The 25,971-nt window shown below is 70.5% G+C and carries 19 protein-coding genes; 11 read left to right on the forward strand and 8 right to left on the reverse strand.

Annotation, left to right across the window (positions count from 1 at the left end; genetic code table 11):
• Positions 1-117 precede the first annotated feature (117 nt).
• Positions 118-849 (forward strand): hypothetical protein, encoded by a 732-nt coding sequence (locus FFS10_RS13700; RefSeq protein ID WP_137895026.1) that lies wholly within the window; start codon positions 118-120, stop codon positions 847-849.
• Positions 850-860: 11 nt separating this feature from the next.
• On the opposite strand, the gene polA is transcribed toward FFS10_RS13700, so the two are convergent.
• Positions 861-3,635, reverse strand: coding sequence for a DNA polymerase I (polA, locus tag FFS10_RS13705; protein WP_137895027.1), 2,775 nt, complete (start codon positions 3,633-3,635; stop codon positions 861-863).
• A 48-nt stretch (positions 3,636-3,683) separates the two neighbouring features.
• Between polA and FFS10_RS13710 the strand changes: the two genes are divergently transcribed.
• The 3 genes from FFS10_RS13710 to FFS10_RS13720 are packed head-to-tail and all read left to right on the forward strand — an operon-like array spanning position 3,684 to position 5,750.
• The gene (locus tag FFS10_RS13710) at positions 3,684-4,007 is read left to right on the forward strand and encodes a hypothetical protein (RefSeq protein WP_137895028.1); all 324 of its coding nucleotides are present in this window, start codon (positions 3,684-3,686) and stop codon (positions 4,005-4,007) included.
• A 1-nt stretch (position 4,008) separates the two neighbouring features.
• Entirely contained in the window at positions 4,009-4,971 is a 963-nt protein-coding gene (locus FFS10_RS13715) for a homoserine kinase (protein ID WP_137895029.1), read from the forward strand.
• Positions 4,968-5,750 (forward strand): BPSS1780 family membrane protein, encoded by a 783-nt coding sequence (locus tag FFS10_RS13720; RefSeq protein WP_137895030.1) that lies wholly within the window; start codon positions 4,968-4,970, stop codon positions 5,748-5,750. The genes FFS10_RS13715 and FFS10_RS13720 overlap by 4 nt, the downstream gene beginning before the upstream one ends.
• A 9-nt stretch (positions 5,751-5,759) precedes the next feature.
• Here the strand turns inward: FFS10_RS13720 and FFS10_RS13725 are convergent, their stop codons facing one another.
• Entirely contained in the window at positions 5,760-8,114 is a 2,355-nt protein-coding gene (locus tag FFS10_RS13725) for a UvrD-helicase domain-containing protein (RefSeq protein WP_137895031.1), read from the reverse strand.
• A 32-nt stretch (positions 8,115-8,146) separates the two neighbouring features.
• Here FFS10_RS13725 and FFS10_RS13730 point away from each other — a divergent pair, with 32 nt between their 5' ends.
• A complete protein-coding gene (locus tag FFS10_RS13730; protein ID WP_249931291.1) occupies positions 8,147-8,863 on the forward strand; it encodes a hypothetical protein in 717 nt (238 codons plus the stop codon).
• A 130-nt stretch (positions 8,864-8,993) separates the two neighbouring features.
• Positions 8,994-9,971: a GMP reductase gene (locus FFS10_RS13735; protein ID WP_137895032.1), complete on the forward strand. Its 978-nt coding sequence runs from the start codon at positions 8,994-8,996 to the stop codon at positions 9,969-9,971.
• A gap of 21 nt (positions 9,972-9,992) precedes the next feature.
• Here FFS10_RS13735 and FFS10_RS13740 read toward each other — a convergent pair whose 3' ends face one another.
• The 3 genes from FFS10_RS13740 to FFS10_RS13750 are packed head-to-tail and all read right to left on the reverse strand — an operon-like array spanning position 9,993 to position 15,040.
• On the reverse strand, positions 9,993-10,952 hold the full coding sequence (locus FFS10_RS13740) for an alpha-E domain-containing protein (protein WP_137895033.1): 960 nt from the start codon (positions 10,950-10,952) through the stop codon (positions 9,993-9,995).
• Positions 10,953-10,962: 10 nt separating this feature from the next.
• Entirely contained in the window at positions 10,963-12,498 is a 1,536-nt protein-coding gene (locus FFS10_RS13745; RefSeq protein WP_249931292.1) for a circularly permuted type 2 ATP-grasp protein, read from the reverse strand.
• Between the two features lie 55 nt (positions 12,499-12,553).
• Entirely contained in the window at positions 12,554-15,040 is a 2,487-nt protein-coding gene (locus FFS10_RS13750) for a DNA internalization-related competence protein ComEC/Rec2 (protein ID WP_137895034.1), read from the reverse strand.
• 109 nt (positions 15,041-15,149) lie between these two features.
• Between FFS10_RS13750 and FFS10_RS13755 the strand changes: the two genes are divergently transcribed.
• The 5 genes from FFS10_RS13755 (at position 15,150) to FFS10_RS13775 (ending at position 24,387) form a co-directional block, all read left to right on the forward strand.
• The gene (locus FFS10_RS13755; protein ID WP_137895035.1) at positions 15,150-18,647 is read left to right on the forward strand and encodes a transglutaminase family protein; all 3,498 of its coding nucleotides are present in this window, start codon (positions 15,150-15,152) and stop codon (positions 18,645-18,647) included.
• A gap of 36 nt (positions 18,648-18,683) precedes the next feature.
• Positions 18,684-21,323: a circularly permuted type 2 ATP-grasp protein gene (locus FFS10_RS13760; RefSeq protein ID WP_137895036.1), complete on the forward strand. Its 2,640-nt coding sequence runs from the start codon at positions 18,684-18,686 to the stop codon at positions 21,321-21,323.
• A 1-nt stretch (position 21,324) separates the two neighbouring features.
• Positions 21,325-22,275 (forward strand): transglutaminase family protein, encoded by a 951-nt coding sequence (locus tag FFS10_RS13765; RefSeq protein ID WP_137895037.1) that lies wholly within the window; start codon positions 21,325-21,327, stop codon positions 22,273-22,275.
• Positions 22,272-22,730, forward strand: coding sequence for a RidA family protein (locus FFS10_RS13770; protein WP_137895038.1), 459 nt, complete (start codon positions 22,272-22,274; stop codon positions 22,728-22,730). The genes FFS10_RS13765 and FFS10_RS13770 overlap by 4 nt, the downstream gene beginning before the upstream one ends.
• Positions 22,731-22,806: 76 nt before the next feature.
• Complete coding sequence (locus tag FFS10_RS13775) at positions 22,807-24,387, forward strand: magnesium transporter CorA family protein (protein WP_249931295.1); 1,581 nt, start codon at positions 22,807-22,809, stop codon at positions 24,385-24,387.
• Positions 24,388-24,754: 367 nt separating this feature from the next.
• Here the strand turns inward: FFS10_RS13775 and FFS10_RS13780 are convergent, their stop codons facing one another.
• From FFS10_RS13780 to FFS10_RS13790, 3 genes are all read right to left on the reverse strand, one after another.
• Entirely contained in the window at positions 24,755-25,066 is a 312-nt protein-coding gene (locus FFS10_RS13780) for a nucleotidyltransferase family protein (RefSeq protein WP_212744133.1), read from the reverse strand.
• Positions 25,056-25,271 carry a nucleotidyltransferase substrate binding protein gene (locus tag FFS10_RS13785; RefSeq protein WP_137895041.1) on the reverse strand — a complete coding sequence of 72 codons (216 nt, stop codon included), beginning with the start codon at positions 25,269-25,271 and terminating at the stop codon, positions 25,056-25,058. The genes FFS10_RS13780 and FFS10_RS13785 overlap by 11 nt, the downstream gene beginning before the upstream one ends.
• A gap of 120 nt (positions 25,272-25,391) precedes the next feature.
• The gene (locus tag FFS10_RS13790; protein WP_137895042.1) at positions 25,392-25,748 is read right to left on the reverse strand and encodes a nucleotidyltransferase substrate binding protein; all 357 of its coding nucleotides are present in this window, start codon (positions 25,746-25,748) and stop codon (positions 25,392-25,394) included.
• Positions 25,749-25,971 lie beyond the last annotated feature (223 nt).

Genomic DNA, 25,971 nt, shown 5'->3' on the forward strand with positions numbered 1-25,971 from the left:
TTGTGTCAAGCCTGCCCGGTGGCCGGTATCGCGACCAAGCTGTGCGCGCCGGCATTGCGTCCGGCCGCCAAACTGCTACGCTTGACCGAAAAGTATTCACCCCAACCGGAGACCGGCATGCGCGCTGCCCTGTCGCTGCTTTCCCGCCGCTGGCAAGCGCTGGCGCTGCTGCTGCTCGCCGGCTGTGCGGCGCGCCCGCTGCCGCCCCAGCCCGCCGCTGCGCCGCCGGCGCCGCTGGCCCAGCCCAGCCCAGCGCCGAAGGCGCCGAGCTCGGTGCGCTTTGGCGACGGCCTGCTCGACCAGTTCGAGCTGCAGGTGCAGGGCGGGCACTGCCTGCTGCGCTGGCGCGGCGAATTCCCCGCCGACGCCGTGCCGGCCCTGGGCCAGGCCCTGAGCGAGCTGGAGCAGCACCGCTGCACGCGCAAGACCCTGGCACTGGACCTGCGCGGCGGCGACATCGGCCCCGCCACCACGCTGGGCGCGATGCTCCGGAACCGCCAGTTCGACACCGAGCTGCTGCCCGGCAGCCGCTGCCAGACGCCCTGCGCCCTGGTCTTCGCGGCCGGCCGCCAGCGCCTGATGCCCGAGGACGGGCATCAGGCCCAGCTGCTGCTGTCGCAGGTGCGGCGCGACCAGGACTTCGGCCAGGCCGTCTGCGAGACCGAGCTCAACCGCGGCCAGCAGCTCACGCTCACGCGCTACCTGCGCGCCATGCTGCCGCCGGCGACAGCGGCCGTGGTGTATCAGAAGATCAGCCGGGCCACCTGCCGACGCCACGACATCCTCGACGCGTCCGAGGCCCTGGCGACCGGCCTGGCCACGGGCATGCTGCCCGCCAGCCTGCGCTGAGCCTGAAACGCTCAGTGCGCCTGCTCCCAGTTCGGCCCCACGCCGACCTCGGCCACGAGCGGCACTTTCAGCTGGGCCACCCCGGCCATCAGGCGCGGGATCTCGGTCTTGAGCCAGTCCACCTCTGACACCGGCAGCTCGAACACCAGTTCGTCGTGCACCTGCATGACCATCTTGGTCGCGCGCCGCTCGGCGTCCAGCACCTGCTGGACCCTGACCATGGCCTTCTTGATCAGGTCGGCCGCCGTGCCCTGCATGGGCGCGTTGATCGCGGAGCGCTCGGCGCCGCTGCGGCGCGGACCGTTGGGCGAATTGATCTCGGGCAGGTACAGGCGCCGGCCGAACACGGTCTCCACGTAGCCGCGCGCCTTGGCGCTCTGGCGCGTCTCGTCCATGTAGCGCTTGACACCGGGGTAGCGCTGGAAATAGCGGTCGATGTAGGCCGCCGCGGCCTTGGTCTCTATGCCCAGGTTCCTGGCCAGGCCGAAGCTGCTCATGCCGTAGATCAGGCCGAAGTTGATCACCTTGGCATAGCGGCGCTGCTCGCTGCTGACCTGCTCGGGCGCGAGGCCGAACACCTCGGCCGCGGTGGCGCGGTGCACGTCCTGGCCCTCGTGGAAGGCGCGCAGCAGGTTCTCGTCGTCGCTCAGGTGGGCCATGATGCGCAGCTCGATCTGGCTGTAGTCGGCGCTCGCGATCAGGCAGCCCGGCGGCGCCACGAAGGCCTCGCGGATGCGCCGGCCCTCGGGCGTGCGCACCGGGATGTTCTGCAGGTTGGGATCGTTGCTGGCCAGGCGCCCGGTCACGGCCACGGCCTGGGCGTAATGCGTGTGCACGCGACCGGTACGCGGCAGCGCCATCTGCGCCAGCTTGTCGGTGTAGGTGCTCTTGAGCTTGGACAGGCCGCGGTGCTCGAGGATGCGCGCGGGCAGCGGGTAGTCCTCGGCCAGCTTCTCGAGCACCTCCTCGTCGGTGCTGGGCGCGCCGGTGGCGGTCTTCTTGACCACCGGCAGGCCCAGCTTGCCGAAGAAGATCTCGCCGATCTGCTTGGGCGAGCCGAGGTTGAAGGGCTGGCCCGCCAGCGCATGCGCCTCCTGCTCGAGCTGCAGGATGCGCTGCCCGAGCTCGTGGCTCTGGCTGGACAGCACGGCGGCGTCGATCAGCACGCCGTTGCGCTCGATGCGGTAGAGCGCCTCGCTGCTCGCGATCTCGAGCGCGTAGATGGCGCGCAGCCTGTCGTCCGCCTGAAGGCGCGGCCACAGCGCGCGGTGCACTTCCAGGCACTGCTCGGAGTCCTCGCAGGAATATTCGGCAGCGCGCGCCACGTCGACCTGTGAGAACGGGATCTGGTGCGCGCCCTTGCCGCACAGGTCCTCGTAGCTGATGCCGCCGCGCCCCAGGTGGCGCTCGGCCAGGCTGGCCAGGCCATGCGGCTTGTGCACCTCGAGCACATAGCTTTGCAGCATGGTGTCGTGCGCGTAGCCGGCCACTTCGATGCCGTGGTTGGCGAACACATGGCGGTCGTACTTGATGTGCTGGCCCAGCTTGGGCCGGGCCGGGTCCTCGAGCCAGGGCTTGAGCCTGGCCAGCACCTCGGCCAAGGGCAGCTGCTCGGGCGCGTCGGGGCCGGCGTGGCGCAGCGGGATGTAGGCCGCCTCGCCGGGCTGCACGCTGAAGCTGATGCCCACGATCTCGGCGCGCATCTCGTCCAGCGAGGTGGTCTCGGTGTCCAGCGCCACGAGCTCGGCTGCCTGCAGGCGGTCCAGCCAGCGCTCGAAGGCCGGCCAGCCCAGGATGGTCTCGTAGTGCCTGGGCGCCACCTGCGACGCCGCCGCCGGCGGCTCGGCGAACAGGTCTTGTGTGCCGCCGGGCGCGGTGCCTGGCTTGGGCACCGGCGCTTCGCCACCGCCCAAGGTCTTGACCAGGCCCTTGAAGCCGTATTTCTCGCTGAAGACTCTCAGCGCCTCGGTGTCCTGGCTGCCGATGGCCATCGCATCCAGCGCCGGCAGGCCAGGGATGTATTCGGCCAGCTCGCAATCGGTCTTGATGGTCAGCAGCTGGCGTCCCTTGGGCAGCCAGTCCAGCGCCTGGCGCAGGTTCTCCCCGGCCACGCCCTTGATCTTGTCGGCATTCGCCACCACGCCTTCGAGCGAGCCATATTCCTGCAGCCATTTCGCCGCCGTCTTGGGGCCGACCTTCTGGACGCCGGGCACGTTGTCGACGGCGTCGCCGACCAGGGTCTGGTAGTCGATCATCAGCCGGGGCGGCACGCCGAACTCGGCCTCCACGCCGGCCATGTCGCGCTTGCGGTCGTTCATGGTGTCGATCACGGTCACATGCTCGTTGACCAGTTGGCTCAGGTCCTTGTCGCCGCTGGAGATGACGGTGACCACGCCCTGCTGCGTGGCCGTGACGGCCAAGGTGCCTATCACGTCGTCGGCTTCCACGCCGGGCACGTCGAGCACCTTCCAGCCGAGCAGCCTGACCACTTCGTGGATGGGCTCGATCTGGCTGCGCAGCTCATCGGGCATGGGCGAGCGATTGGCCTTGTACTCGGGGTACAGCTCGTCCCGGAAGGTCGGCCCCTTGGCGTCGAAGATGCAGGCGGCATAGTCGGCCCGGACGTCCTTGCGCAGCTTCTGCATCATGTTGATCATGCCGCGGATCGCGCCGGTGGCGGGGCTGGCCGGGTCGCCGGGCACGGCGCGCAGGTCGGGCATGGCGTGGAAGGCGCGGTAGAGGTAGCTGGAGCCATCCACCAGCAGCAGGGTCTTTTTGTCGCTCATGGCGGGATTGTGCACGGGTGCAAGGGCGTGGCACTCTACAATTTGGGGATGCGCTTTGCCCCTCTCTACCTCCTGCTGGCCCTCGGCGCCGCCGTGGCCCAGCCGCAGCCGGCCGCTGCGCCGCGCGAGGCCGCCACGCCGACCGACGGCCGTGCCAACCAACGCATCCAGCGCATCCACATCGAGGATGGCGGCAGCGCCATCGACGAATTGCGCCATGGCGGCCAGACGCAGCGCATCCGCGTGCAGCCCAAGGCCGACGTGCCGGCCTACGAGGTCCTGCCCGAAGGCGGCGCCCAGGGCCGCACGCCCAGTCGCGACGGCGTGCCGGGACCGGCCGGCAGCAGGGTCTGGAACGTTCTGAACTTCTGACATGGCTGTTTTTACCGAAGTCTCTTTCGACGAGGCGCGCGCTCTGCTGCGCGCCCTCGACCTGGGTGAGCTGACCGAGCTGCGCGGCATCGAGGGCGGCATAGAGAACACCAACTACTTCGTGACCACCGACCGGGGCCCCTACGTGCTGACCGTGTTCGAGCGCCTCACGTTCGAGCAGCTGCCGTTCTACCTGCACCTGATGAAGCACCTGGCGCAGCACGGCATCCCGGTGCCGGACCCCGCCGCCAACCGCGACGGCGACCTGCTGCACAAGCTCAAGGGCAAGCCCGCCGCGGTGGTCGACCGCCTGCCCGGCAAGAGCGAGCTCAGCCCCACGGCCGCGCATTGTGCCGCCGTGGGCGCGATGCTCGCGCGCATGCACCTGGCCGGGCGCGACTTCAAGCGCCAGCAGCCCAACCTGCGCGGCCTGGCCTGGTGGAACGAGACCGTGCCCGTGGTCCTGCCCTACCTGGACCCCGGCCAGGCGGCGCTGATCCGCAGCGAGCTCGCCTACCAGAACCATGTCGCCGCCTCCCCGGCCCATGCCGCGCTGCCGCGCGGGCCGGTGCACGCCGACCTGTTCCGCGACAACGTGATGTTCGAGGGCGAGCGCGCGCACCCCCGGCTGTCGGGCTTCTTCGACTTCTATTTCGCCGGCATCGACAGCTGGCTGTTCGACCTGGCCGTGTGCCTCAACGACTGGGCCATCGATCTGGCCAGCGGCGCGCACGACGCCGCGCTCGCGCGCGCCATGCTGGACGCCTATGCCGCCGAGCGCCCGCTGACGGCCGCCGAACGCCAGCTGCTGCCGGCCATGTTGCGCGCCGGCGCCCTGCGCTTCTGGATCTCGCGTCTGTGGGACTACCACCTGCCGCGCGAAGCCGCCATGCTCAAGGCCCATGACCCGGGGCATTTCGAGCGCGTGCTGCGCGAGCGGGTGGCCCACCCCGTGCTGCCATGAAGCTCAACATCGTTCCCGCACGCACCGGCCTGGTCTGGGTCAAGCTCGGCATCCAGACCTTCTTCCGCCAGCCGCTGGCGATCTCCGGCCTGTTCCTCATGTTCATGGCCCTGATCTCGGTGGCTTCGGTGGTGCCGCTGGTCGGCGGCGCCCTGGCGCTGGCCCTGCTGCCGGCCGCCACGCTGGGCCTGATGGCGGCGACGCAGGAGGCCAGCCGCGGCAAGTTCCCCATGCCGACCATCCTGGTCAGCGCCTTCCGCGCCGGCCAGCAGCGCCTGCGCGCCATGCTGGTGCTGGGCGCGCTGTATGCCGCGGGCTTCCTGGGCGTGATGGGCATCTCGGCGCTGTTCGACGGCGGCCAGTTCGCCCGCACCTACCTGGTGGGCGGCCCCATCACGCGCGAGCTGGTGGAGCAGCCGGGCTTCCAGGCAGCGATGTGGGTGGCCACCCTGCTCTACATCCCGCTGTCGCTGCTGTTCTGGCACGCCCCGGCCCTGGTCCACTGGCATGGCGTGCCGCCGGTCAAGAGCCTGTTCTTCAGCTTCGTGGCCTGCATGCGCAACTTCGGCGCGTTCACGGTCTACGTGGCGGCCTGGATCGCGGTGTTCGTGCTCGGCGCCGTGATCGTGCTGCTGCTGGCGGGACTGCTCGGCGGCTCGGCCTTCGCGTCGGCCGCCATGGTGCCGGCCGCCCTGCTGCTGGCGGCCATGTTCTTCACCTCGATCTACTTCACGGTGCGCGACTGCTTCATCGAGAACGGCGAGGAACCGGCGCCCTGACGCAGCCCCTCAGATCGGCGTGAGCTTGGCCACCGACAGGGCCAGCCACTTCACCCCGTGGCGCGGGAAGTTGACCTGGGCGCGCGCGTCGTCGCCCGCGCCTTCGATGGCCAGCACCTTGCCCTCGCCGAACTTGGTGTGGAACACCTGCATGCCGGCCTTGAGGCCGTGCGCGGGCGCGGCCTTGCGCTCGGGCACGGGCGGGCTCTTGAAGCTCTCGGCCGGCGCCGAAAAGCCGCTGCGGCCCCAGGCCGGGCGCGCGCTGGCGGGGCCTGCGCCCCCCAGGCCGCTGGCAAAGCCCGGCTGGCGCGGCGTGATCCACTTGAGCGCGTTCTCGGGCAGCTCGTCGAAGAAGCGGCTGCGGACGTTGTAGCGCGTCTGGCCGTGCAGCAGGCGGGTCTGCGCGTGGCTGAGGTACAGGCGCTTGCGCGCGCGCGTGATCGCCACGTACATCAGGCGGCGCTCCTCCTGCAGGCCTTCGTAGTCGCTCATCGCGTTCTCGTGCGGGAACAGGCCCTCCTCCAGGCCGGTGATGAACACGGCGTCGAACTCCAGGCCCTTGGCCGCATGCACGGTCATCAGCTGCACCGCGTCCTGGCCGGCCTGGGCCTGGTTGTCGCCCGATTCGAGCGCGGCATGGGTCAGGAAGGCGGCCAGCGGACTCAGGGTCTCGCCGGTCTCGGCGTCGGGCGCCGGCGGCTCGGCCAGCGGCCGGTCCGGATCCAGCCCCTGGCTCACCGGCGACTGCGACAGCTCGTCCACCGGCAGCGCCACCGCGTCGCGGCCGAAGCCCTCCTGCGTGACGAAGCTCTCGGCCGCGTTGACCAGTTCCTCCAGGTTCTCGATGCGGTCCGCGCCTTCCTTCTCGGTGCGGTAATGCTCGAGCAGGCCGCTGTGGTCCAGCACCAGCTCGATGATCTCGCGCAGCGTCAGGCCCTGGGTCTGCTCGCGCAGCACGTCTATCCTGGCGACGAAGGCACCCAGGTTGGCGCCGGCCTTGCCGGGCACGGCGCTCACGCCGTCGTGCAGCGAGATACCCTTTCCACCCTGGGCCGCGCGCGCCGCGTCCTGCAGCTGCTCCAGGCTGCGCGCGCCTATGCCGCGCGGCGGGAAGTTGACCACGCGCAGGAAGCTGGTGTCGTCGTGCGGGTTCTCCAGCAGGCGCAGGTAGGCCAGGGCGTGCTTGATCTCGGCGCGCTCGAAGAAGCGCAGGCCGCCGTAGACGCGGTAGGGCACGCCGGCGTTGAACAGCGCGGTCTCCAGCACCCGGCTCTGGGCGTTGCTGCGGTAGAGCACGGCGATCTCGCGGCGCTCCAGGCCGTCGCCCTTGACCAGCTGGCGCATCTCGTCGACCAGCCACTGCGCCTCGTCGAAGTCCCTCGCGGCCTCGTAGACGCGCACCGGCTCGCCCGGGCCCTGGGTGGTGCGCAGGTTCTTGCCCAGGCGCGCAGTGTTGTGCGCGATCAGCGCGTTGGCCGAGTCGAGGATGTTGCTGTAGCTGCGGTAGTTCTGCTCGAGCTTGATCTGGTGCTGCACGCCGAATTCGCGCACGAAGTCGGCCATGTTGCCCACGCGCGCGCCGCGGAAGGCGTAGATGCTCTGGTCGTCGTCGCCCACGGCCAGCACGGCCGACTGCGGGCCGGCGATCTGCTTGAGCCAGGCGTACTGCAGGCGGTTGGTGTCCTGGAACTCGTCGACCAGGATATGGCGAAAGCGCCGCTGGTAATGCTCGCGCACCGGGTCGTTGCCCTGCAGCAGCTCGTAGCTGCGCAGCATCAGCTCGCCGAAGTCCACCACCCCCTCGCGCTGGCACTGCTCCTCGTAGAGCTGGTAGAGCTCGACCTTCTTGCGCGTGTCCTCGTCGCGCGTCTCGACGTCGCGCGGGCGATGGCCCTCCTCCTTGCAGCCGGCGATGAACCACTGCAGCTGCTTGGGCGGAAAGCGCTCCTCGTCCACGCTGAACTGCTTGCACAGGCGCTTGATGGCCGAGAGCTGGTCCTGCGTGTCCAGGATCTGGAAGGCCTGGGGCAGGCCGGCCAGCTTGTGGTGGGCGCGCAGGAAGCGGTTGCACAGGCCGTGGAAAGTGCCTATCCACATGCCGCGCACGTTCAGCGGCAGCATGGCCGACAGGCGCGTGAGCATCTCCTTGGCGGCCTTGTTGGTGAAGGTCACGGCCAGGATGCCGCCCGGCGTGGCCTGGCCGGTCTGCAGCAGCCAGGCGATGCGCGTGGTCAGCACGCGCGTCTTGCCCGAGCCGGCACCGGCCAGGACCAGGGCGTGCTCGGCCGGCAGGGTGACGGCCTGGCGTTGCTCGGCGTTGAGGTGTTGCAGCAGCGGGGAATCCGGGTCGACTTCTGGGAACATAGGGGGATTGTAGGAACCCGCGGAGGCTGGCCATGCCCTTGTTGCCCTTCTTGTCGTCTTTATTGCTGCTGTTCTGCGCCACGCTGGCCCCTTTGCCGGCCCTGGCCCAGGCGGCCTGCGCCAGCGACGGCCAGCGCCCGCCGCGGGCCCTGCTGGAGCGCTTCGTGAGCGCCGACTGCGCGGATTGCTGGCGCGCGCCCGGCACGCCGCGGCCGCGCGCGCGCATCCTGGCGCTGGACTGGATCGTGCCGGGCGCAGGCGGCGAGGACGCCCCGCTGGCGGCCGCCGCCAGCCGCGACGCGCTCGAGCGGCTGCAGGCCCTGGGCCGCAGCGCGCCGCGCGGGACGCTGGCCCTTGAAGGGCCGGTGCGGCCGCCGGCGCGGCCGGCCCTGCTGCGCGTGGCGCACGGCCTGCCGCTGGGCGGCTACCTCGGCGCGGCGATCGACTACCGGCCCGCGCCCGGTCCGGCCGAGCCCGTCACGCTGTGGCTGGCCCTGGTGGAGAACCTGCCCGCCGGCAGCGAGGGCTCGCCGGTGGCGCGGCGCCTGGTGCGCAACCTGCTGCGCCTGGACTGGTCGGGTGAGGCCGACGCCGCCGGGGCAGCGCGCTTTCACGAGACGCGGCCGCTGGGCATTCCCGAGGGCGCACGCGCCGAGCGCCTGGGCGTGGTCGGCTGGGCCGAACATACGGATGGCCGTATCAGGGCCATAGCCCAATCCGTATGCGCCGCCGCACGCCCCGGGTCGTAGAATCGGTCACCGGGCCCAAGTTTCTTGCGCCCGGTTTTTTGTGGCCAGCGCCGCGCGCGCTCCCCGCATTGGCCGGCCCAAGCCAAGCGCTCATTCGTTCCGCAACGATTCTCAAAGGAGCTTGGTTCAGATGGAAATCTTCGACTACGACAACATCCTGCTGCTGCCGCGCAAGTGCCGCGTGGACAGCCGCGCCGAATGCGACGCCGGCGTGACGCTGGGCGGGCGGCGCTTTCGCATCCCGGTGGTGCCGGCCAACATGAAGACCGTGGTCGACGAGGCCCTGTGCGCCTGGCTGGCCCAGAACGGCTACTTCTACGTGATGCACCGCTTCGACCTGGACAACCTGGCCTTCGTGCGCGAGATGCGCGCGCGCGGCGCCTACGCCTCGATCTCGCTGGGCGTGAAGGCGGCCGACTACGCCACCGTGGACCAGCTCGCGGCCGAGGGCCTGGCGCCCGACTACGTCACCATCGACATCGCCCATGGCCATGCCGACAGCGTGCAGCGCATGATCCGCCACCTCAAGGACCAGCTGCCCCAGAGCTTCGTGATCGCCGGCAACGTGGGCACGCCCGAGGCCGTGATCGACCTGGAGAACTGGGGCGCCGACGCGACCAAGGTCGGCATAGGCCCGGGCAAGGTCTGCATCACGCGCATGAAGACCGGCTTCGGCACCGGCGGCTGGCAGCTGTCCGCACTCAAATGGTGCGCACGCGTGGCCACCAAACCCATCATCGCCGACGGGGGCATACGCGAGCATGGCGACATCGCCAAGTCGATCCGCTTCGGCGCCACCCTGGTCATGGTCGGCGCGCTGCTGGCCGGCCACGAGGAGAGCCCCGGCCAGACCGTGGAGGTCGATGGCCAGCGCTACAAGGAGTACTACGGCTCGGCCAGCGACTTCAACAAGGGCGAGTACCGCCATGTCGAAGGCAAGCGCATCCTCGAGCCCGTCAAGGGCCGGCTGGCCGACACCCTGGTCGAGATGGAGCAGGACCTGCAGAGCTCGATCAGCTACGCCGGCGGCCGCCAGCTGATGGACATCCGCAAGGTCAACTACGTGATCCTGGGCGGCGACAACGCGGGCGAGCATCTGCTGATGTGAGCGCCGCCCGGCGACGGGCGATCAGGCCGTCACCGGCAGCAGGAACTCCTGGCTGATGCGGCTGCCCAGCCCGTTCACGCGGTCCAGGAACTGCGTGAGGAAGGCGTGCAGGCCGGTGGACAGGATCTCGTCGATGCGGCTGAACTGCAGGTCGGCGCGCAGCTTGCCCGCGTGGCGCAGGGCCTCGCTGCAGGGGTCGCCGGCGACCAGGCGCAGGTTGGCCACCACCTCGTTCAGGCTGGCGAGCAGCGAACGCGGCATGTCCGGGCGCAGGATCAGCAGCTCGGCCACGCGCTCGGGCCGGATCACGTCGCGATAGACCTTGCGGTAGACCTCGAAGCCGCTGACGCTGCGCAGGATGGCGCTCCAGTGGTAGAAGTCGTACTCCTGGTCCTTGCCGTTGGCCGTGCCGTAGAAGTCGCTCTCCACCGCGTGGAACTTCACGTCGACCAGGCGTGCCGTGTTGTCGGCGCGCTCGAGGAAGGTGCCCAGGCGCATGAAGTGCAGGGACTCGTCCATCAGCATGGTGCCCACGGTGACGCCGCGCGAGAGGTGCGAGCGGAACTTCACCCACTCGAAGAACTCGCCGGGGTCGCGCTCGAACTCGCCGCTCTTGAACATGCGGCCCAGCTCCAGCCAGGTCTGGTTCTGCGTTTCCCAGACCTCGGTGGTCAGCGTGCCGCGCACGGCGCGAGCGTTCTCGCGCGCGGCGCGCAGGCAGGACACGATGGACGAAGGGTTGTCCTCGTCCTTGACCATGAAGCCCATCACCTTCTCGGCCGTGACGTCGCCGTACAGCGCCTGGTAGGAAGGCAGCAGCTCGCTGATCGACAGCAGACCCTGCCAGCCCAGCTGGGCCACGGCCGCCGACTGCGGCAGCAGCGAGGTCTCGTAGTTCACGTTGAGCATGCGGGCGGTGTTTTCGGCCCGCTCCGTGTAGCGGTTCATCCAGTACAGATGGTCGGCAGTGCGGCTCAGCATCTCGTCCCCCTCACACTTCGAGAATCCAGGTGTCCTTGGTGCCGCCGCCCTGCGACGAGTTGACCACCAGCGAGCCGTCCTTCAGGGCCACGCGCGTGAGGCCGCCCGGCACCATCTGCACCTCCTTGCCCGACAGCACGAAGGGCCGCAGGTCGATGTGGCGCGGCGCGACGCCGGCCTCGACGAAGGTCGGGCAGCTCGACAGGCTCAGCGTGGGCTGGGCGATGTAGCCCGAAGGGTTGGCGCGCACGGCCTGGCCGAAGGCCTCGATCTCGGCCTGGGTGGCGGCCGGGCCCACCAGCATGCCGTAGCCGCCGGCGCCGTGCACCTCCTTGACCACCAGGTCCTTGAGGTTGGCCAGCACGTACTTGAGGTCCTCGGGGTCGCGGCACATCCAGGTCGGCACGTTGCTCAGGATGGGCTTCTCACCGAGGTAGAACTCGATCATCTTGGGCACATAGGGATAGATCGACTTGTCGTCGGCCACGCCCGTGCCCACGGCATTGCAGATCACCACATGGCCCTTGCGGTAGGCCTCCATGAGCCCGGCGCAGCCCAGGGTGGAGCCGGGCCGGAACACCTGCGGGTCCAGGAAGTCGTCGTCCACCCGGCGGTAGATCACGTCCACCTGCTTGGGGCCGCGCGTGGTGCGCATGTAGACGAAGTCGTCCTTGACGAACAGGTCCTGGCCCTCGACCAGTTCCACGCCCATCTGCTGCGCCAGGAAGGCATGCTCGAAGTAGGCGCTGTTGTACATGCCGGGCGTGAGCACCACCACCGTGGGCTCGGCCGTGATGGCGGGGCTGGACGCGCGCAGGGTCTCCAGTAGCAGGTCGGGGTAATGCGCGACCGGCGCCACGCGGTGCGCGCTGAACAGCTCGGGGAACAGGCGCATCATCATCTTGCGGTCCTCCAGCATGTAGGAGACGCCGCTGGGCACGCGCAGGTTGTCCTCGAGCACGTAGTACTCGCCCTCGCCGCGCGCGTTGGGGGCGCGCACGATGTCGATGCCGCTGATGTGAGAATAAATCTGGTTGGGCACGTCCACGCCCATCATCTGCGGACGGAACTGCGCGTTGTGCATGACCTGGTCGGCGGGGATCACGCCCGCGCGCAGGATCTCCTGCTCGTGGTAGACGTCGTGGATGAAGCGGTTCAGCGCCGTCACGCGCTGCACCAGGCCCTGCTCCATCCCGGCCCACTCATGGGCCGGGATGATGCGCGGGATCAAGTCGAAGGGGATCAGCCGCTCGGTGCCCGCGCCATCTTCATCCTTGGCGCCATAGACGGCAAAGGTGATGCCCACGCGGCGGAAGATCATCTCCGCCTCTTCGCGGCGCGCCCTCATCACGTCGGCGCTCTGGCGCGACAACCACTGGGCGTAAGTCCTGTAGTGCTCGCGGACCTCCGACCCCAGTGACTGAACCTGCGATTGCGACTGTGACTGCGACTGCGTCTGACTCTGCGCCGCGCCCTGCCCCTGGCTTTGCGACTGGCTCTGCCCGGCGGGGGCCAGCGTGGTGTACATCTCGTCGAATTTCTGCATGCCGCTTTCTCCTGCCGTCAGGGTAGCAAGTTCTGGGCCCGCGCGCGATAGTTCATCAGTCGGGCAGACGGTGATGCCAGTATCGCGCAGCCTGCTCGCGCTCGCAGCGCACCAGGCCGGGGGCGCTGCTGGACCAGCGCGCCGCACCGCAGCCAGCGGACTGGATGACGCGGATGTTTCGCTCGCTGTAACGCCCCATCACTGGCGCGGCCGGATGGCCGAAGCGATTGCGGTAGCCCGCCTGCACCAGGGCCAGCCGAGGCTGGACCGCGTCCAGAAACGCCGGCGTCGACGAGGTCTTGCTGCCATGGTGGGGCACCAGCAGCAGGTCGGCGCGCAGCGGCGCGGCAGCCGCCACCAGCCGGGCTTCCTGGGCCGCCTCGATGTCGCCCGGCAGCAGCGCGGCGTGACGGCCGTTGTCAATGCGCAGCACGCAGCTCAAGGCGTTGGATTTCTGCGTCAGGCCCTCGTCGCCCGGCTGGGGATGCAGCAGCTCGAAACGCACGCCGTCCCAGTCCCAGCGCTGGCCCGCCTCGCAGCGCGAGGCTGGTCGCAAGGCCTGCAGTTCATGGTCCGCCGCCAGCGATCCGGTCAGTGCCGCCTGCGGCTGCATGGCCAGCACGGCGCGCGCACCGCCGGTGTGGTCGGTATCGCGGTGGCTCAGCATCAGCGTGTCGACACGCTCGCCCAGCGCCCGCAGCAAGGGCACCAGCACGCGGTGGCCCGCGTCGCTTTCGGCAGAGAAACGCGGCCCGGCGTCGTAGACCAGCGTGTGGCTGGCGGTGCGCACGATGACGGCATTGCCCTGGCCGACGTCGGCGGCCAGCAGTTCGAACTGGCCCGCCGCGGGACGCGGCGCCTGCCACAGCAGCGCCGGCAGCAGCAGAGGCAGGCCCAGCACGCGCAGCCGCCAGGGTAGGCGCATGGCCAGCAGGGCCCCGCCCGCGACGCCCGCCGCGCCGGCCCACAGCGCCGGCGCAGGCGTGGACAGCGTCGCGAACGGCAGGCCGGCCAGCCACTGCAGGCCGGCCGCCAGCGGGCGCAGCGCCGCGGCCGCCATGTCCCACAGGGGCGGCACCAGCACACCGCACAGCGCCAGCGGCGTGAGCACCCAGGTCACCCAGGGAATGGCGATCAGGTTGGCCAGCAGGCCGACCAGAGAGACTTGGCCGAACAGCAGCAGCGACAGCGGCGTGAGCGCCAGGCTCACCACCCATTGCTCGCGCAGCAGGGTCGCCGCCGCGGCGGCCGCGCGCGCGGACAGGCTGCCCGCCTCGGACCAGGGGCGATCGAGATCCGCGGCCTCGTCCCCGCGGGCCTCGACGCGGGCCGCGAACAGCACGCCCACGGCGACGAAGCTGAGCCAGAAGCCGGCCTGCAGCAGGGCCCAGGGATCGATGGCCACCACCACCGCGCAGGCCAGCAGCCAGACCAGCGGCCAGGGCCATTGCCGCGCCGTCAGGCGCAGCGCGCTCACGGCGAGCAGCATCCACACGGTGCGCTGGGCCGGCACGCCCCAGCCGCTGAACAGCGCATAGGCCGTGGCCAGGGCCACGCCGCCGAGCAGTGCCGCCTGCGGCGCGGGCAGCCACAGGCAGCAGCGCCAGCCCCAGCGCGCGGTGCGCCGCCACAGCGCGCCCACCCCCGCCATCGCCACCCAGGCGAACAGCGTGATGTGCAGGCCCGAGATGCTCATCAGGTGGGCCACGCCGGTGGCGCGGAACATGTCCCAGTCGGCCCGGTCTATCGCCCCCTGGTCGCCGGTCACCAGCGCCGCCAGCACGCCCGCGCGGCGCAGCGCTGCATCCGGCGCCTCGTCCGAGCCGGCGGACCCGAGGCGCGCGAAGATGGCGTCGCGCACCGTCTGGCGCGCCCGCTCCAGCGGATGGCGCCAGGTCTCGCCCAGGCGCTGCGGCGGCGGGTCCTTGGGCCCGGCGCGCACGTAGCCGCTGGCCTGCAGGCCCTGCTCCCAGAGCCAGAGCTCGTAGTCGAAACCATGGGGGTTGAGGTTGCCGTGCGGCGCCTTCAGGCGCAGGCGCAGCTGCCAGCGCTCGCCGGCGCGCAGCTCGGCCGGCTGGCGCTCTGGCGAGGCCGCGCCGTCCGACACGCCGCCCCACCAGCCCAGGTAGAGCTGGGGCGGCAGGCTCACGGGCGCCTGGTCCAGGCGGGCCGACTCGACCTCGAAGCGAAAACGCAGGCCGCCTTCGTTGCGCTGCGGCATGGCGGCCACCACGCCGCTCACGTCGAGGTCGCGCCCCTCCAGCGCCGGATCCAGCTGGCGCTGCGCGATGGCGCCGGCACGCAGCCCGGTCAGGGCGAAGCCCATGGCCAGGGCCGCGCACAGCAGCCAGCCTAGGCCCCGCGCGCGCAGGCCGCTCGAGCCGGCCAGCAGCAGTGCCGGTAAGAGCCCAACGGCGTAGGCCCAGGCGGGCCAGAGCGCGGGCTGCTGCAACTGCAGCGCCGTGCCCATCACAAAGCCGGCCAGCGCCGGCCCCAAGCCGCCGGCGCGCGCGCCCTCCGCTGTGCTGTGCGTTTCCTGCATGAATGGATGCCGAACCGGCCTGAAGACTTGTGCGTCGGCTGGCTCGGGTCTTGCTAGTATGCCTGTGCGGCTGCCTTCCGCACAGCCGCCCAAGGAAAGCGAGACGCGCATGTCCATTCACGTCGCCCTGAGCCACGTCACCCACTACCAGTACGACCGCCCGGTCGGCCTCGGCCCGCAGGTCGTACGCCTGCGCCCGGCGCCGCATTGCCGCAGCGAGGTCATCTCCTATTCGCTGCGCATAGCGCCCGGCACGCATTTCATCAACTGGCAGCAGGACCCGTTCGCCAACTACCAGGCCCGCCTGGTCTTTCCGGACAAGACCACCGAGTTCAAGGTCACCGTCGACCTGGTGGTCGAGATGGCGGTCTACAACCCGTTCGACTTCTTCCTGGAGCCCGAGGCCGAGCACTTTCCGTTCAGCTACAGCGCCGCAACCAAGCAGGAGCTCGGCCCCTACCTCGCCACCGAGCCGCTCACGCCCCGGGTCAAGGCCTATCTCGACAAGGTCGACCGCAGCAAGATGCGCACGATCGATTTCCTGGTCAAGCTGAACCAGCAGCTGCATGGCGACATCCGCTACCTGATCCGCATGGAACCCGGCGTGCAGACGCCCGAGGAAACGCTGGCCAAGGCCAGTGGCTCCTGCCGCGACTCGGGCTGGCTGCTGGTGCAGCTGCTGCGCCATTGCGGCCTGGCGGCGCGCTTCGTCTCGGGCTACCTGATCCAGCTCACGCCGGACGTCAAGGCGCTCGACGGCCCCAGCGGCACCGAGGTCGACTTCACCGACCTGCACGCCTGGTGCGAGGTCTACCTGCCCGGCGCGGGCTGGGTCGGCCTGGACCCGACCTCGGGCCTGCTCGCGGGCGAAGGCCATGTTCCGCTGGCCTGCACGCCGCAGCCATCGAGCGCCGCCCCGGTGGAGGGCGCGGTCGATGAATGCGAGGTGACGTTCAGCCACCACATGCAGGTCACGCGCATCCACGAGTCGCCGCGCGTGACCAAGCCCTACACCGAGGCCCAGTGGGAGCAGGTCATGCAGCTGGGCGAGGCGGTGGACCGGCGGCTGCAGGCCGGCGACGTGCGCCTGACCATGGGCGGCGAGCCCACCTTCGTCTCGACCTCGGACCGCGACGCGGCCGAATGGAACACCGACGCGCTCGGGCCCACCAAGCGCGGCTACGCCACCGAGCTGGTGCAGCGGCTGCGCGAGGAATACGGCCAGGGCGGCTTCCTGCACTTCGGCCAGGGCAAGTGGTATCCCGGCGAGCAGCTGCCGCGCTGGGCGCTGTCGATCTACTGGCGCGCCGACGGCCAGCCGCTGTGGCACAACCCGGCCCTGTTCGCCGACGAGCGCGAGCCGGCGGCCTACACCAGCGAGGACGCGCAGCGCTTCACCCAGGCGCTGGCGCGCAGGCTGGGCCTGTCCGACGCCCACATCGAGCCCGGCTACGAGGACGCCTGGTACTACCTGTGGCGCGAGCGCCGCCTGCCCGTCAACGTGGACCCGTTCGATTCCAAGCTGGACGACGAGATGGAGCGCCAGCGCCTGCGCCGCGTGTTCGGCCAGAAGCTCGACGCGGTGGTCGGCTACGTGCTGCCCCTGCAGGCCAATCCGCAGGACGGTTCCGACCCGGCCCTGGCGGGCACGGCCTGGTCCACCGGCCCCTGGTTCTTCCGCGACGGGCGCATGTACCTGATGCCCGGCGACTCGCCCATGGGCTACCGGCTGCCGCTCGACTCCCTGCCCTGGGTCAGCCAGGCCGACTACCCCTACCTGGTCGAGCAGGACCCCTACGCGCCGCGCGCGCCCCTGCCCCAGGCGGCCGAGCTGCGCGCCCAGTACGCCCCGCTGACGCCGGGCGGCGGTTTCGCCGAGGGCGGCACCGTGGCCGTGCAGGGCCAGGGCCACGCGCCGGGCGCAGGCCCGCGCGGCGCCCAGCGCGCCAACCTGCTGGGCCAGGCCCAGCCCTCGCACGCCAGCGCCGCCGCCGCCCATCTGCCGCAGCGCGGCGAGTCGGCGCCGGGGGTCACGCGCACCGCCCTGTGCGTGGAGGCGCGCGACCCCATGCGCGCCAGCGGCCCCAAGGCCGAGCGCGAGCATGGCGGCAAGAGCGGCATGCTCTACGTCTTCATGCCGCCGCTGGCGCGCCTGGAGGACTACCTGGACCTGCTGGCCGCGATCGAGGCCACGGCCGAGGGGCTGGGCCTGAAGATCGTGCTCGAGGGCTACCCGCCGCCGCGCGACCCGCGCCTGAAACTGCTGCAGGTCACGCCCGACCCCGGCGTCATCGAGGTCAACATCCACCCCGCCCACAGCTGGCAGGAGCTGGTGCAGCACACCGAGTTCCTCTACGATGCGGCGTTCCAGAGCCGGCTGTCGGCCGAGAAGTTCATGACCGACGGCCGCCACACCGGCACCGGCGGCGGCAACCATTTCGTGCTCGGCGGCGCCACGCCGGCCGACAGCCCCTTCCTGCGCCGGCCCGAGCTGCTGGCCAGCCTGATCCTCTACTGGCACAACCACCCTTCGCTGAGCTACCTGTTCAGCGGCCTGTTCATCGGCCCCACCAGCCAGGCGCCGCGCGTGGACGAGGCGCGCAACGACCAGCTCTACGAGCTGGAGATCGCGCTGCGCGAGATCCACGCGAGCAGGGCAAAACACAAGGACCACATGCCGCCGTGGCTGGTCGACCGCACCTTGCGGAACATCCTGGTCGACGTCACCGGCAACACCCACCGCAGCGAGTTCTGCATCGACAAGCTCTACTCGCCCGACTCGGCCACCGGCCGCCTGGGCCTGCTGGAGCTGCGCGCCTTCGAGATGCCGCCGCACGCGCGCATGAGCATCGTGCAGCAGCTCTTGCTGCGCGCCCTGGTGGCCCGCTTCTGGGACCAGCCCTACCTGGCCCCCGTCACGCGCTGGGGCACCGAGCTGCACAACCGCTTCCTGCTGCCCAGCTTCGTGCAGATGGACTTCGCCGACGTGCTGGCCGAGCTGCGCCAGGCCGGCTTCGACTTCGACCAAGCCTGGTTCGCGCCCCACTTCGAGTTCCGCTTCCCGCGGGTCGGCCAGCTGCAGAGCATGGGCATGTCGCTCACGCTGCGCAACGCGCTCGAGCCCTGGCATGTGATGGGCGAGGAAGGCGCCAGCGGCGCCACGGTGCGCTACGTGGACTCGTCGCTCGAGCGCATCGAGCTGCGCGTCACCGGCCTGAACCCCAGCCGCCACGCCATCACCTGCAACGGCCGCGCCCTGCCCCTGCAACCCACCGGCACCACGGGCGAGTATGTGGCCGGCGTGCGCTACAAGGCCTGGAACCCGCCCTCCTCGCTGCACCCCTCGATAGGCGTGCACGCGCCGCTGGCCTTCGACATCGTCGACACCTGGATGAAGCGCTCCCTGGGCGGCTGCCAGTACCACGTGACCCACCCGGGCGGCCTCAGCTACGACAGCTTCCCGGTCAACGCCTACGAGGCCGAGAGCCGGCGCCTGTCCCGCTTCTTCGAGATGGGCCACACGCCGGGCGCGATCGACGTGCCGCCGGCCACCAGCGAGCTACCGGGCAGCCGCGAGTTCCCGTTCACGCTGGATCTCAGGCACTGACGCGGGTGGCGGCACCGATGTAACAATACCGTCACTTTGGACGCCACCGACCCCGACCTCTTCGACGACAACCAGCCGCCCGAACCCGCCCGGCTGGCGGGCGAGCTGGCGCCCTGCGCGGCCGCCGGACATTACGACGAGCTGCGCGGCGGCGTGACGACGCCACCACGCCCGGCCGGCGACGCCGCCGAGGGCGCCAAGGCCGTAGACCCCACGCAACTCACCCCGGCCTGGACTGCGTTCTTCGAGCACCTGGGCGTCGACGGCTTCGCCGACCTGAACCGCCGCACCGCCAGCCTGGCGCACCAGATCCGCGACAACGGCGTGAGCTACAACGTCTACGCGGACGCCAGCGGCCCGCAGCGGCCCTGGGCGCTCGACCTGTTTCCCCTGATCGTCTCGCCCGAGAGCTGGCGCCAGATCGAAGCCGGCGTGCTGCAGCGCGTGCGCGTGCTCGACCGCGTGATGGCTGACGTCTACGGCCCGCAGGAATTGCTGCGCGCCGGCCTGCTGCCGCCGGCCCTGGTGCAGGGCCACCCCGGCTATCTGCGCGCCATGCACGGCGTGCAACCGGTCGGCGGCACCCACCTGCAGATCGCCGCCTTCGACCTCGCGCGCGGCCCCGACGGCCGCTGGTGGGTGCTGTCTCAGCGCACCCAGGCGCCTTCGGGCCTGGGCTACCTGCTGGAGAACCGGCTGTCGATCTCGCGCCTGTTTCCGCAGGCCTTCGAGGCCATGCACGTGCAGCGCGTTGCCGGCACCTACCGCGCCCTGATCGACGGCCTCAAGCGCATGAGTCCGGCCGGGGCCGACACCCACATCGCCCTGCTCACCCCCGGCCCCTACAACGAGACCTATTTCGAGCACGCCTACCTGGCGCGCTACCTGGGCCTGACCCTGGTGCAGGGCAGCGACCTCACGGTGCGCGACCAGCGCCTGTACCTCAAGACCCTGCAGGGGCTGGAGCCCGTGCACGGCCTGCTCAAGCGCGTGGACGACGCCTGGCTCGACCCGCTGGAGCTGCGCCCCGACTCCACACTGGGCGTGCCCGGCCTGCTGCAGGCCATGCGCGCCGGCCAGCTGCTGGTGGCCAACGCGCCGGGCTCGGCCTTCCTCGAGTCGCCCGCGCTGCTGGGCTTCCTGCCCGCCCTGGCCGAGCACCTGCTGGGCGAGACCCTGCAGCTGCCGGCCCTGCCCACCTGGTGGTGCGGCGAGCGCGCCGCCATGGAGGCCGTGCTGCCGCGCCTGGCCGAATGCGTGATCAAGCCCACCTACCCGGGCTGGGACAGCCACAACAGCTTCGATGCGGTGCTCGGCAGCCAGCTGTCGCGGCGCAAGCTCGACGAATGGTCGGGCCGCATCCTGCGCCAGGGTGACGAGCACACGGTGCAGGATGCGCTGGCGCTGTCGCAGATGCCGACCTGGAAGGCCGACCCGCTGCAGCCCGGCATCGCGCCGCGCTCGGTCATCCTGCGCGTGTTCGCCCTGTCCGACGGACCGCAGTCCTGGCGCGTGCTGCCCGGCGGCCTGGCGCGCCTGGTGAGCGCCAGCGCCGGTGTCGCCTCGATGCAGCGCGGCGGCAGCAGTGCCGACACCTGGGTGCAGATCGACGTGGACAAGGGCGAGCAGGTGGACCGCACCACCCTGCTGCAGCCCCATCTCTCGCCGGCCTCGGTGGTCCAGCGCCGCCGCCTGGTGACCAGCCGCGCCGCGGAAAACCTGTTCTGGCTGGGCCGCTACAGCGAGCGCGCGGAAAACAGCCTGCGCCTGGCGCGCCTGACGCTCGAATGCCTGAACGGCGAGGACCAGTCCTCCCAGCCGCTGCTGAGCTGGCTCAGCCGCATGGCCGAGGCCAGCAGCCTGGTGCCGCCGGGCGTGCCCTCGCCGCAACAGGCGCGCCGGGTGTTCGAGCGCTCGCTGGTGGCCGGGCTGTGCGACACCGAGGACACCGCCAGCGTGGGCTTCAACCTGCGCGCCGTCAAGGGCTCCGCCTCGGCAGTGCGCGAGCGCCTGTCGCAGGAGCAGTGGAACCTGATCGTGCGGGCCGAGCGCGAATTCTTCGAGCGCAGCGCCGAATACGCGGGCGACGGTGAATACGCCAGCGTCGAGGCCCTGCGCGTGCTCGAGTCCACCAGCGGCTACCTGGCCGCCATGACCGGCGCGCAGACCGACCGCATGACGCGCGACGACGGCTGGCGCCTGCTGTCGATCGGGCGCCAGATCGAGCGCCTGGGCTTCCTGGCCGCGGCGCTGGGCCGCGGCTTCGAGACCGGCGCGGTGCAGGACGAGGGCGGCTTCGAGGCCATGGTGGCCCTGTTCGACAGCACCATCACCTTTCACGCCCAGTACCAGCAAAGCCGCGACGTGGCGGCGCTGCTGGAACTGCTGGTGCTCAACCGCGACAACCCGCGCTCGCTCGGCTGGGTGGTGCAGACGCTGCGCGGGCGGCTCGCCAAGCTCGCGGCCCACACCCGTGGCGCGATCGACGAGCTGGCGCAACAGGTGCCCGATCCCGAGCAGTGGCACCTGGAGACACTGTGCGACGCGGAGGCTGCCTTCCCGGCCCTGGGCGAACTGCTCGAGCGCTGCGCCAGCATCGCCTGGCGGATCTCGGACGAGATCAGCCTGCGCTACTTCACCCACACGGGCGAGGCCAACCAGAGCCTGGGCGCCTGACATGCAGCTGCGCATCACCCACGAGACCCGCTACGCCTACGCGCCCGCCGTCGAGACGGCCCAGCACGTGGCCTGCCTGCAGCCCTGCGACACCGCCTGCCAGACCGTGCTGAGCCACAGCCTGGCGGTGCTGCCCGCGCCGGCCCAGCGCAGCCAGGCGCGCGACGTGTACGGCAACCACCGGGCCTTCTTCTCGCTGCAGGCGCCCCACGAGACCCTCAGCGTGACCGCGGTGAGCGAGGTGCGCACCCGCCCCCGCGCGCCGGTGGCCAGCCGCCTGGCCTGGGAAGCCGTGCGCGAGCACCTGCGCTACCGCGTCGGCAGCCCCTACGACCCGGCCTGCGAATTCGTCTTTCCCTCCCCCCATGTGCCGCGGCACCCGGCCTTCGCGGACTACGCACGGCCGAGCTTCGCAGCGGGCCGCCCGCTGCGCGAGGCGGCGCAGGAGCTGATGGCGCGCATCCATCTCGACTTCAGCTACGTGGCGGAAAGCACCGAGGTCCACACGCCGGCCCTGGAGGCCCTGGCCCAGCGCCGCGGTGTCTGCCAGGACTTCGCCCACATCATGATCGCGGGCCTGCGCGCCATGGGCCTGGCCGCGCGCTACGTGAGCGGCTACCTGCTGACGCAGCCGCCGCCCGGCCAGCCGCGCCTGGTGGGCAGCGACGCCTCGCACGCCTGGGTATCGGTCTACCTGCCGGACTTGCCCGGCGCCGACCAGGGCCAGGGCTGGTGGGACCTGGACCCCACCAACCACCGCGACGGCTGGGCCAGCCCCGGCGAGGACTACGTGACCCTGGCCACCGGCCGCGACTATTCGGACATCTCACCGATGCGCGGCGTGATCCATGGCGGGGCGCGGCATACACTCTCGGTCGGCGTGACGGTCGAGCCCGTCGGCGAAGCCGCCGCGGCACAGGCCGCGCCATCGATTCCCAAGGAAAACCCATGAACGTTTACGACAAGCTGAAAGAACTGGACATCACCCTGCCGCCGGTGGCCGTGCCCGCCGCCGCCTACGTGCCCTTCGTGCAGACCGGCAAACTGGTGTTCCTCTCCGGCCACATCGCCAAGAAGGACGGCAAGCCCTGGGTCGGCCAGTTCGGCAAGACCATGAGCACCGCCGAGGGCCAGGCCGCCGCGCGCGCCGTCGCCATCGACCTGCTGGGCACGCTGCACGCGGCCGTGGGCGACCTGAACAAGATCAAGCGCATCGTCAAGCTGATGAGCCTGGTGAACTCGACCGGCGAGTTCACCGAGCAGCACCTGGTCACCAACGGCTGCAGCGAGCTGCTGGGCCAGGTGTTCGGCCCGCAGGCCGGCGCGCATGCGCGCAGCGCCTTCGGCGTGGCCCAGATCCCCATGGGCGCCTGCGTCGAGATCGAGCTGATCGCCGAGCTCGGCTGAAACCGTGGCCGAGGCCGCCGCGCCGGCAGTGACCGTGCATCATCTGCGCCAGGCCCTGCTGTGGCCGGTGCGGCTGATGCCCTTGCGCGACACCCAGCGCCCCCAGCTGCGGCCCTGGGACCTGCTGCGCGAGGCGGGCGAGGCCTCGCCCTGGCGCGAACGGGTCGACGAATACACCGGCGACCGCGAGCAGTTCCACGAGCGCCACTACAACGAGTTCGTCAGCTTCCTGCCCTATGTGCAGCGCTTTCTCTACGGCGAGGGGCGCGCGCACGGCAAGGCCCAGGGCGGCGGCGAGTCGCCGATGCGGGTGTTCCGCCGGCACGACATCGCGGCGCTGCGCACGGTGGCGCGGCCAGGCGACGCGCCGATCACGCTGTCGGTGGTGCACATCGACCTGTATTTCTTCTTCGACGTGGACGTGGTGCTGCTCAACGTCGAGGTCTGCGCCGACGACCTGCCGCTGCCTGTGGCCCAGGAGCAGCTGTACCGCTTCGGCCGCGCCTACCCGGGCGGCTGGGACGAGGATGGCGCGGCCCAGAACTGCCTGGCCAGCGTGGAGTGGCTGGACGCACGGGGCAATGTGCTGGCCCGCTCGGACGCCCAGCAGCGCGAGGCCTTTCTTTCGCATGTCTGCGAGCACCGCGCCCCGCGCATCGCCGCGCACTGGGCCTACCTGATGCAGCCCCTGGTGAGCGACCATTCGGGCGAGCCCGGCCAGCTGCGCTACCGCCAGATCGAGTACTACCGCATGCCCTTGATGGCCTACCTGGCCGTCGACGATCCGCGGCGCCTGACGCGCCAGGACTTCATCCGCCTCGGGCTGGTGACGGCACCGGGCGGCCCGGACAACGCCCTGCCCTACAGCGAGCAGCACCTGGCCGACTTCGAGCAGCGCTGCTGCTACGACCGTTTCTGGGTCGACGCCGGCACCGCCCCCCGCACGCGCTACCTCTGCAGCGGCCACGCGCTGGTCGTGGTGGGCGATGCGCGGTCTTCCTTCTTCCGCTGCCGCGACCGCGGCGTGCTCGCGCAGTTCAAGCACCAGCATTTCCTGCTGTTCCTGATCGCGCATTTCCAGAAGGCGGCGCTGCTGATGTTCTCCGACCAGCTGGTGGAGGCGCTCAAGCGCTTGGACATCCACGACCCCGACAGCGTCAAGCGCTTCAAGCGCGCCATCCGCGCCAGCTTCGAGCGCTTCCTGCGCTTCACGCACCGCTACTGGTTCCACGAGATTTCCGAGCAGGCCCAGGTGCGCGCCCTGTCGCACATGTGCGCCAGCCATCTGGGCCTGGACCCGCTGTACGACGAGGTCAAGCAGCGCATCGCCGACATGAACAGCTACCTGGAAACCGACAGCCTGCGCCGCCAGGCCAACACCGTGGTGCGGCTGACCGTGGTCACACTGTTCGGCCTGATCGGCACCGTCACCACCGGCTTCCTGGGCATGAACCTGCTGGCCGAGGCCGATGCGCCCCTGTCGCGCAAGCTGCTGTGGTTCGGCGTGGTGGCCGTGCTCACCACCATCCTCACCTTCTACACCATGGTCAAGTCCAAGCGCCTGTCGGACTTCATCGACGCGATGTCCGACGAACGGCTCACGCTGCGCCAGCGGCTGGGCGTGCTGGCGCGGGTGTGGAAGCCGGGTTCGGACTGATACCGGTTCGCGATCAGAAGTACAAGAAGTCCCTGCCTGCGCCGAGCGAGGCGGGGAGGGCGGGCGAACGGCTCCGTTCATGTCCCCCGACGAGGGCGTCACGCCCTCGTCTCCTCCTTGACTTCACTGCGCCGTTCACCCGCCCTCCCCTTCGGGTCCACCACCGGTCCCGCGCCACTGCTTCGCGCACCACGACGCCGGCTGGAGCGCTGCGGCGCGGTGTCGTGTGCAGTGAAGTCAAGGAGGAGGCGACGGCCATAGGCCGGCGCCGGGGGACATGAACGGAACACGGCACCGCGTCGCAGCGCGAAGAGGCTATCTCTTGAATGCAAAACCGTATGACGGGTTCGGACTGACCCTGGCGGTGTCAGCGCAGGGCCATGCGCTCGGCCATGATCCGCGTGGCCATCTCGGCGGCCAGGCCGTCGGCCTCCACCACGTCGACGCGAAACGGCAGCTCGCTGGCCTCGAAACCGTCGCTCAGGGCGGCGCGCTGCGCCCATGTCAGCCGCCCGGGACGGGTGATCAGCAGGTCGAGGTCCGAAAACGGCCGCGCCCGTCCTGTCGTCCGCGAGCCGAACAGCCAGACCTCGGCGCCCGGAATCACGCGGTCCAGCACCTCACGGACGATGGCGCGCTGGCCCTCGGTCAGTGCGGGCTGCCGGGACTCAGGGCGCAAGGCTCTTCTCCAGCGCCGCCAGCACGAGCGCGGCATCCCTGGCAAAGCGGATGGCACCCTCGGCCACTTCCTGCGCCCTGGCCTCGTCGTAGGCATGGCTGGTGGCGTTGCGCATCTCGCGCCAGCCGCGCCACGCCAGGGGGTCCGCCACGAGCCCCGCATCGGCGGCCCTGCGCAGCAGGTCGTTGAACGAAAGGTCTGCCATTAGGGCCTGTGAACGCTATTTCCAGGGGCGCGAACGGGCTGAATCGGGTGCCAATCGAGGCGCACGGCGCAGCCCGCACTGACGTGCGGGCAAGCCGGGCAACGACGAGTGGCGCCCGATTCAACCCGTTCCCTTCGGGTTGTGGTCAAAAAGGCCATGCGCCGCGTTGCGAAACATCGCCGGGGCCCGACCCCGGCTGCGTTTCGCGCCTTGCGCATGGCCTTTTTGATCCGCAACGCGCTCCCTGGAAATAGCGTTAACAGGCCCTAGATCGGCAGCCTCCGCACGCTCGATCAGCACGCGGCGCAACAGGCGCACCGCGAGCTCATAGGTGAACTCGAACGACTGGATCACGGCCGAACGCAGATGCGGCTTCAGCGCCGAGCCCTCCGCCTGCGCCTGCCAGAACTGCAAGGCCTCCTGAAGCAGGGCCAGCGCCTTGCGCAGCGGGGACAGGTCGATGGTCTTGGGACTCATGCCAGCATTGTCGCCAAGCGGCCAGATGCCGTCAAAACGACGCAGGGCCGGAGCTGGTTTCGGAAGGCTTGGGGGGCTCCACGAATCCCGGCGGTTCACGCCTGCCAATTCATTCTCGCGTTCGAAAATAAGGATGGATCGAAGTCTGAGATGGCCATATTAACGCCAGCGGTAAGCGGCGCCAGAGTGATTCCATGTCGGCACGCGCCGCCGCAGAGCCGAC

Origin of the sequence: Ramlibacter sp. 2FC (assembly GCF_005503345.1) — a bacterium.
GTDB lineage: Bacteria > Pseudomonadota > Gammaproteobacteria > Burkholderiales > Burkholderiaceae_C > SCMQ01.

Excerpts from the sequence above, each read along its gene's own strand:
- polA (WP_137895027.1), bottom strand. The coding sequence starts at position 3,635 with ATGAGCGACAAAAAGACCCTGCTGCTGGTGGATGGCTCCAGCTACCTC.
- FFS10_RS13765 (WP_137895037.1), top strand. The coding sequence starts at position 21,325 with ATGCAGCTGCGCATCACCCACGAGACCCGCTACGCCTACGCGCCCGCC.
- FFS10_RS13740 (WP_137895033.1), bottom strand. The coding sequence starts at position 10,952 with ATGCTGAGCCGCACTGCCGACCATCTGTACTGGATGAACCGCTACACG.
- FFS10_RS13710 (WP_137895028.1), top strand. The coding sequence starts at position 3,684 with ATGCGCTTTGCCCCTCTCTACCTCCTGCTGGCCCTCGGCGCCGCCGTG.
- FFS10_RS13770 (WP_137895038.1), top strand. The coding sequence starts at position 22,272 with ATGAACGTTTACGACAAGCTGAAAGAACTGGACATCACCCTGCCGCCG.
- FFS10_RS13715 (WP_137895029.1), top strand. The coding sequence starts at position 4,009 with ATGGCTGTTTTTACCGAAGTCTCTTTCGACGAGGCGCGCGCTCTGCTG.
- FFS10_RS13775 (WP_249931295.1), top strand. The coding sequence starts at position 22,807 with ATGCCCTTGCGCGACACCCAGCGCCCCCAGCTGCGGCCCTGGGACCTG.
- FFS10_RS13790 (WP_137895042.1), bottom strand. The coding sequence starts at position 25,748 with ATGAGTCCCAAGACCATCGACCTGTCCCCGCTGCGCAAGGCGCTGGCC.
- FFS10_RS13735 (WP_137895032.1), top strand. The coding sequence starts at position 8,994 with ATGGAAATCTTCGACTACGACAACATCCTGCTGCTGCCGCGCAAGTGC.
- FFS10_RS13745 (WP_249931292.1), bottom strand. The coding sequence starts at position 12,498 with ATGCAGAAATTCGACGAGATGTACACCACGCTGGCCCCCGCCGGGCAG.
- FFS10_RS13700 (WP_137895026.1), top strand. The coding sequence starts at position 118 with ATGCGCGCTGCCCTGTCGCTGCTTTCCCGCCGCTGGCAAGCGCTGGCG.
- FFS10_RS13720 (WP_137895030.1), top strand. The coding sequence starts at position 4,968 with ATGAAGCTCAACATCGTTCCCGCACGCACCGGCCTGGTCTGGGTCAAG.
- FFS10_RS13755 (WP_137895035.1), top strand. The coding sequence starts at position 15,150 with ATGTCCATTCACGTCGCCCTGAGCCACGTCACCCACTACCAGTACGAC.
- FFS10_RS13750 (WP_137895034.1), bottom strand. The coding sequence starts at position 15,040 with ATGCAGGAAACGCACAGCACAGCGGAGGGCGCGCGCGCCGGCGGCTTG.
- FFS10_RS13725 (WP_137895031.1), bottom strand. The coding sequence starts at position 8,114 with ATGTTCCCAGAAGTCGACCCGGATTCCCCGCTGCTGCAACACCTCAAC.
- FFS10_RS13785 (WP_137895041.1), bottom strand. The coding sequence starts at position 25,271 with ATGGCAGACCTTTCGTTCAACGACCTGCTGCGCAGGGCCGCCGATGCG.
- FFS10_RS13730 (WP_249931291.1), top strand. The coding sequence starts at position 8,147 with ATGCCCTTGTTGCCCTTCTTGTCGTCTTTATTGCTGCTGTTCTGCGCC.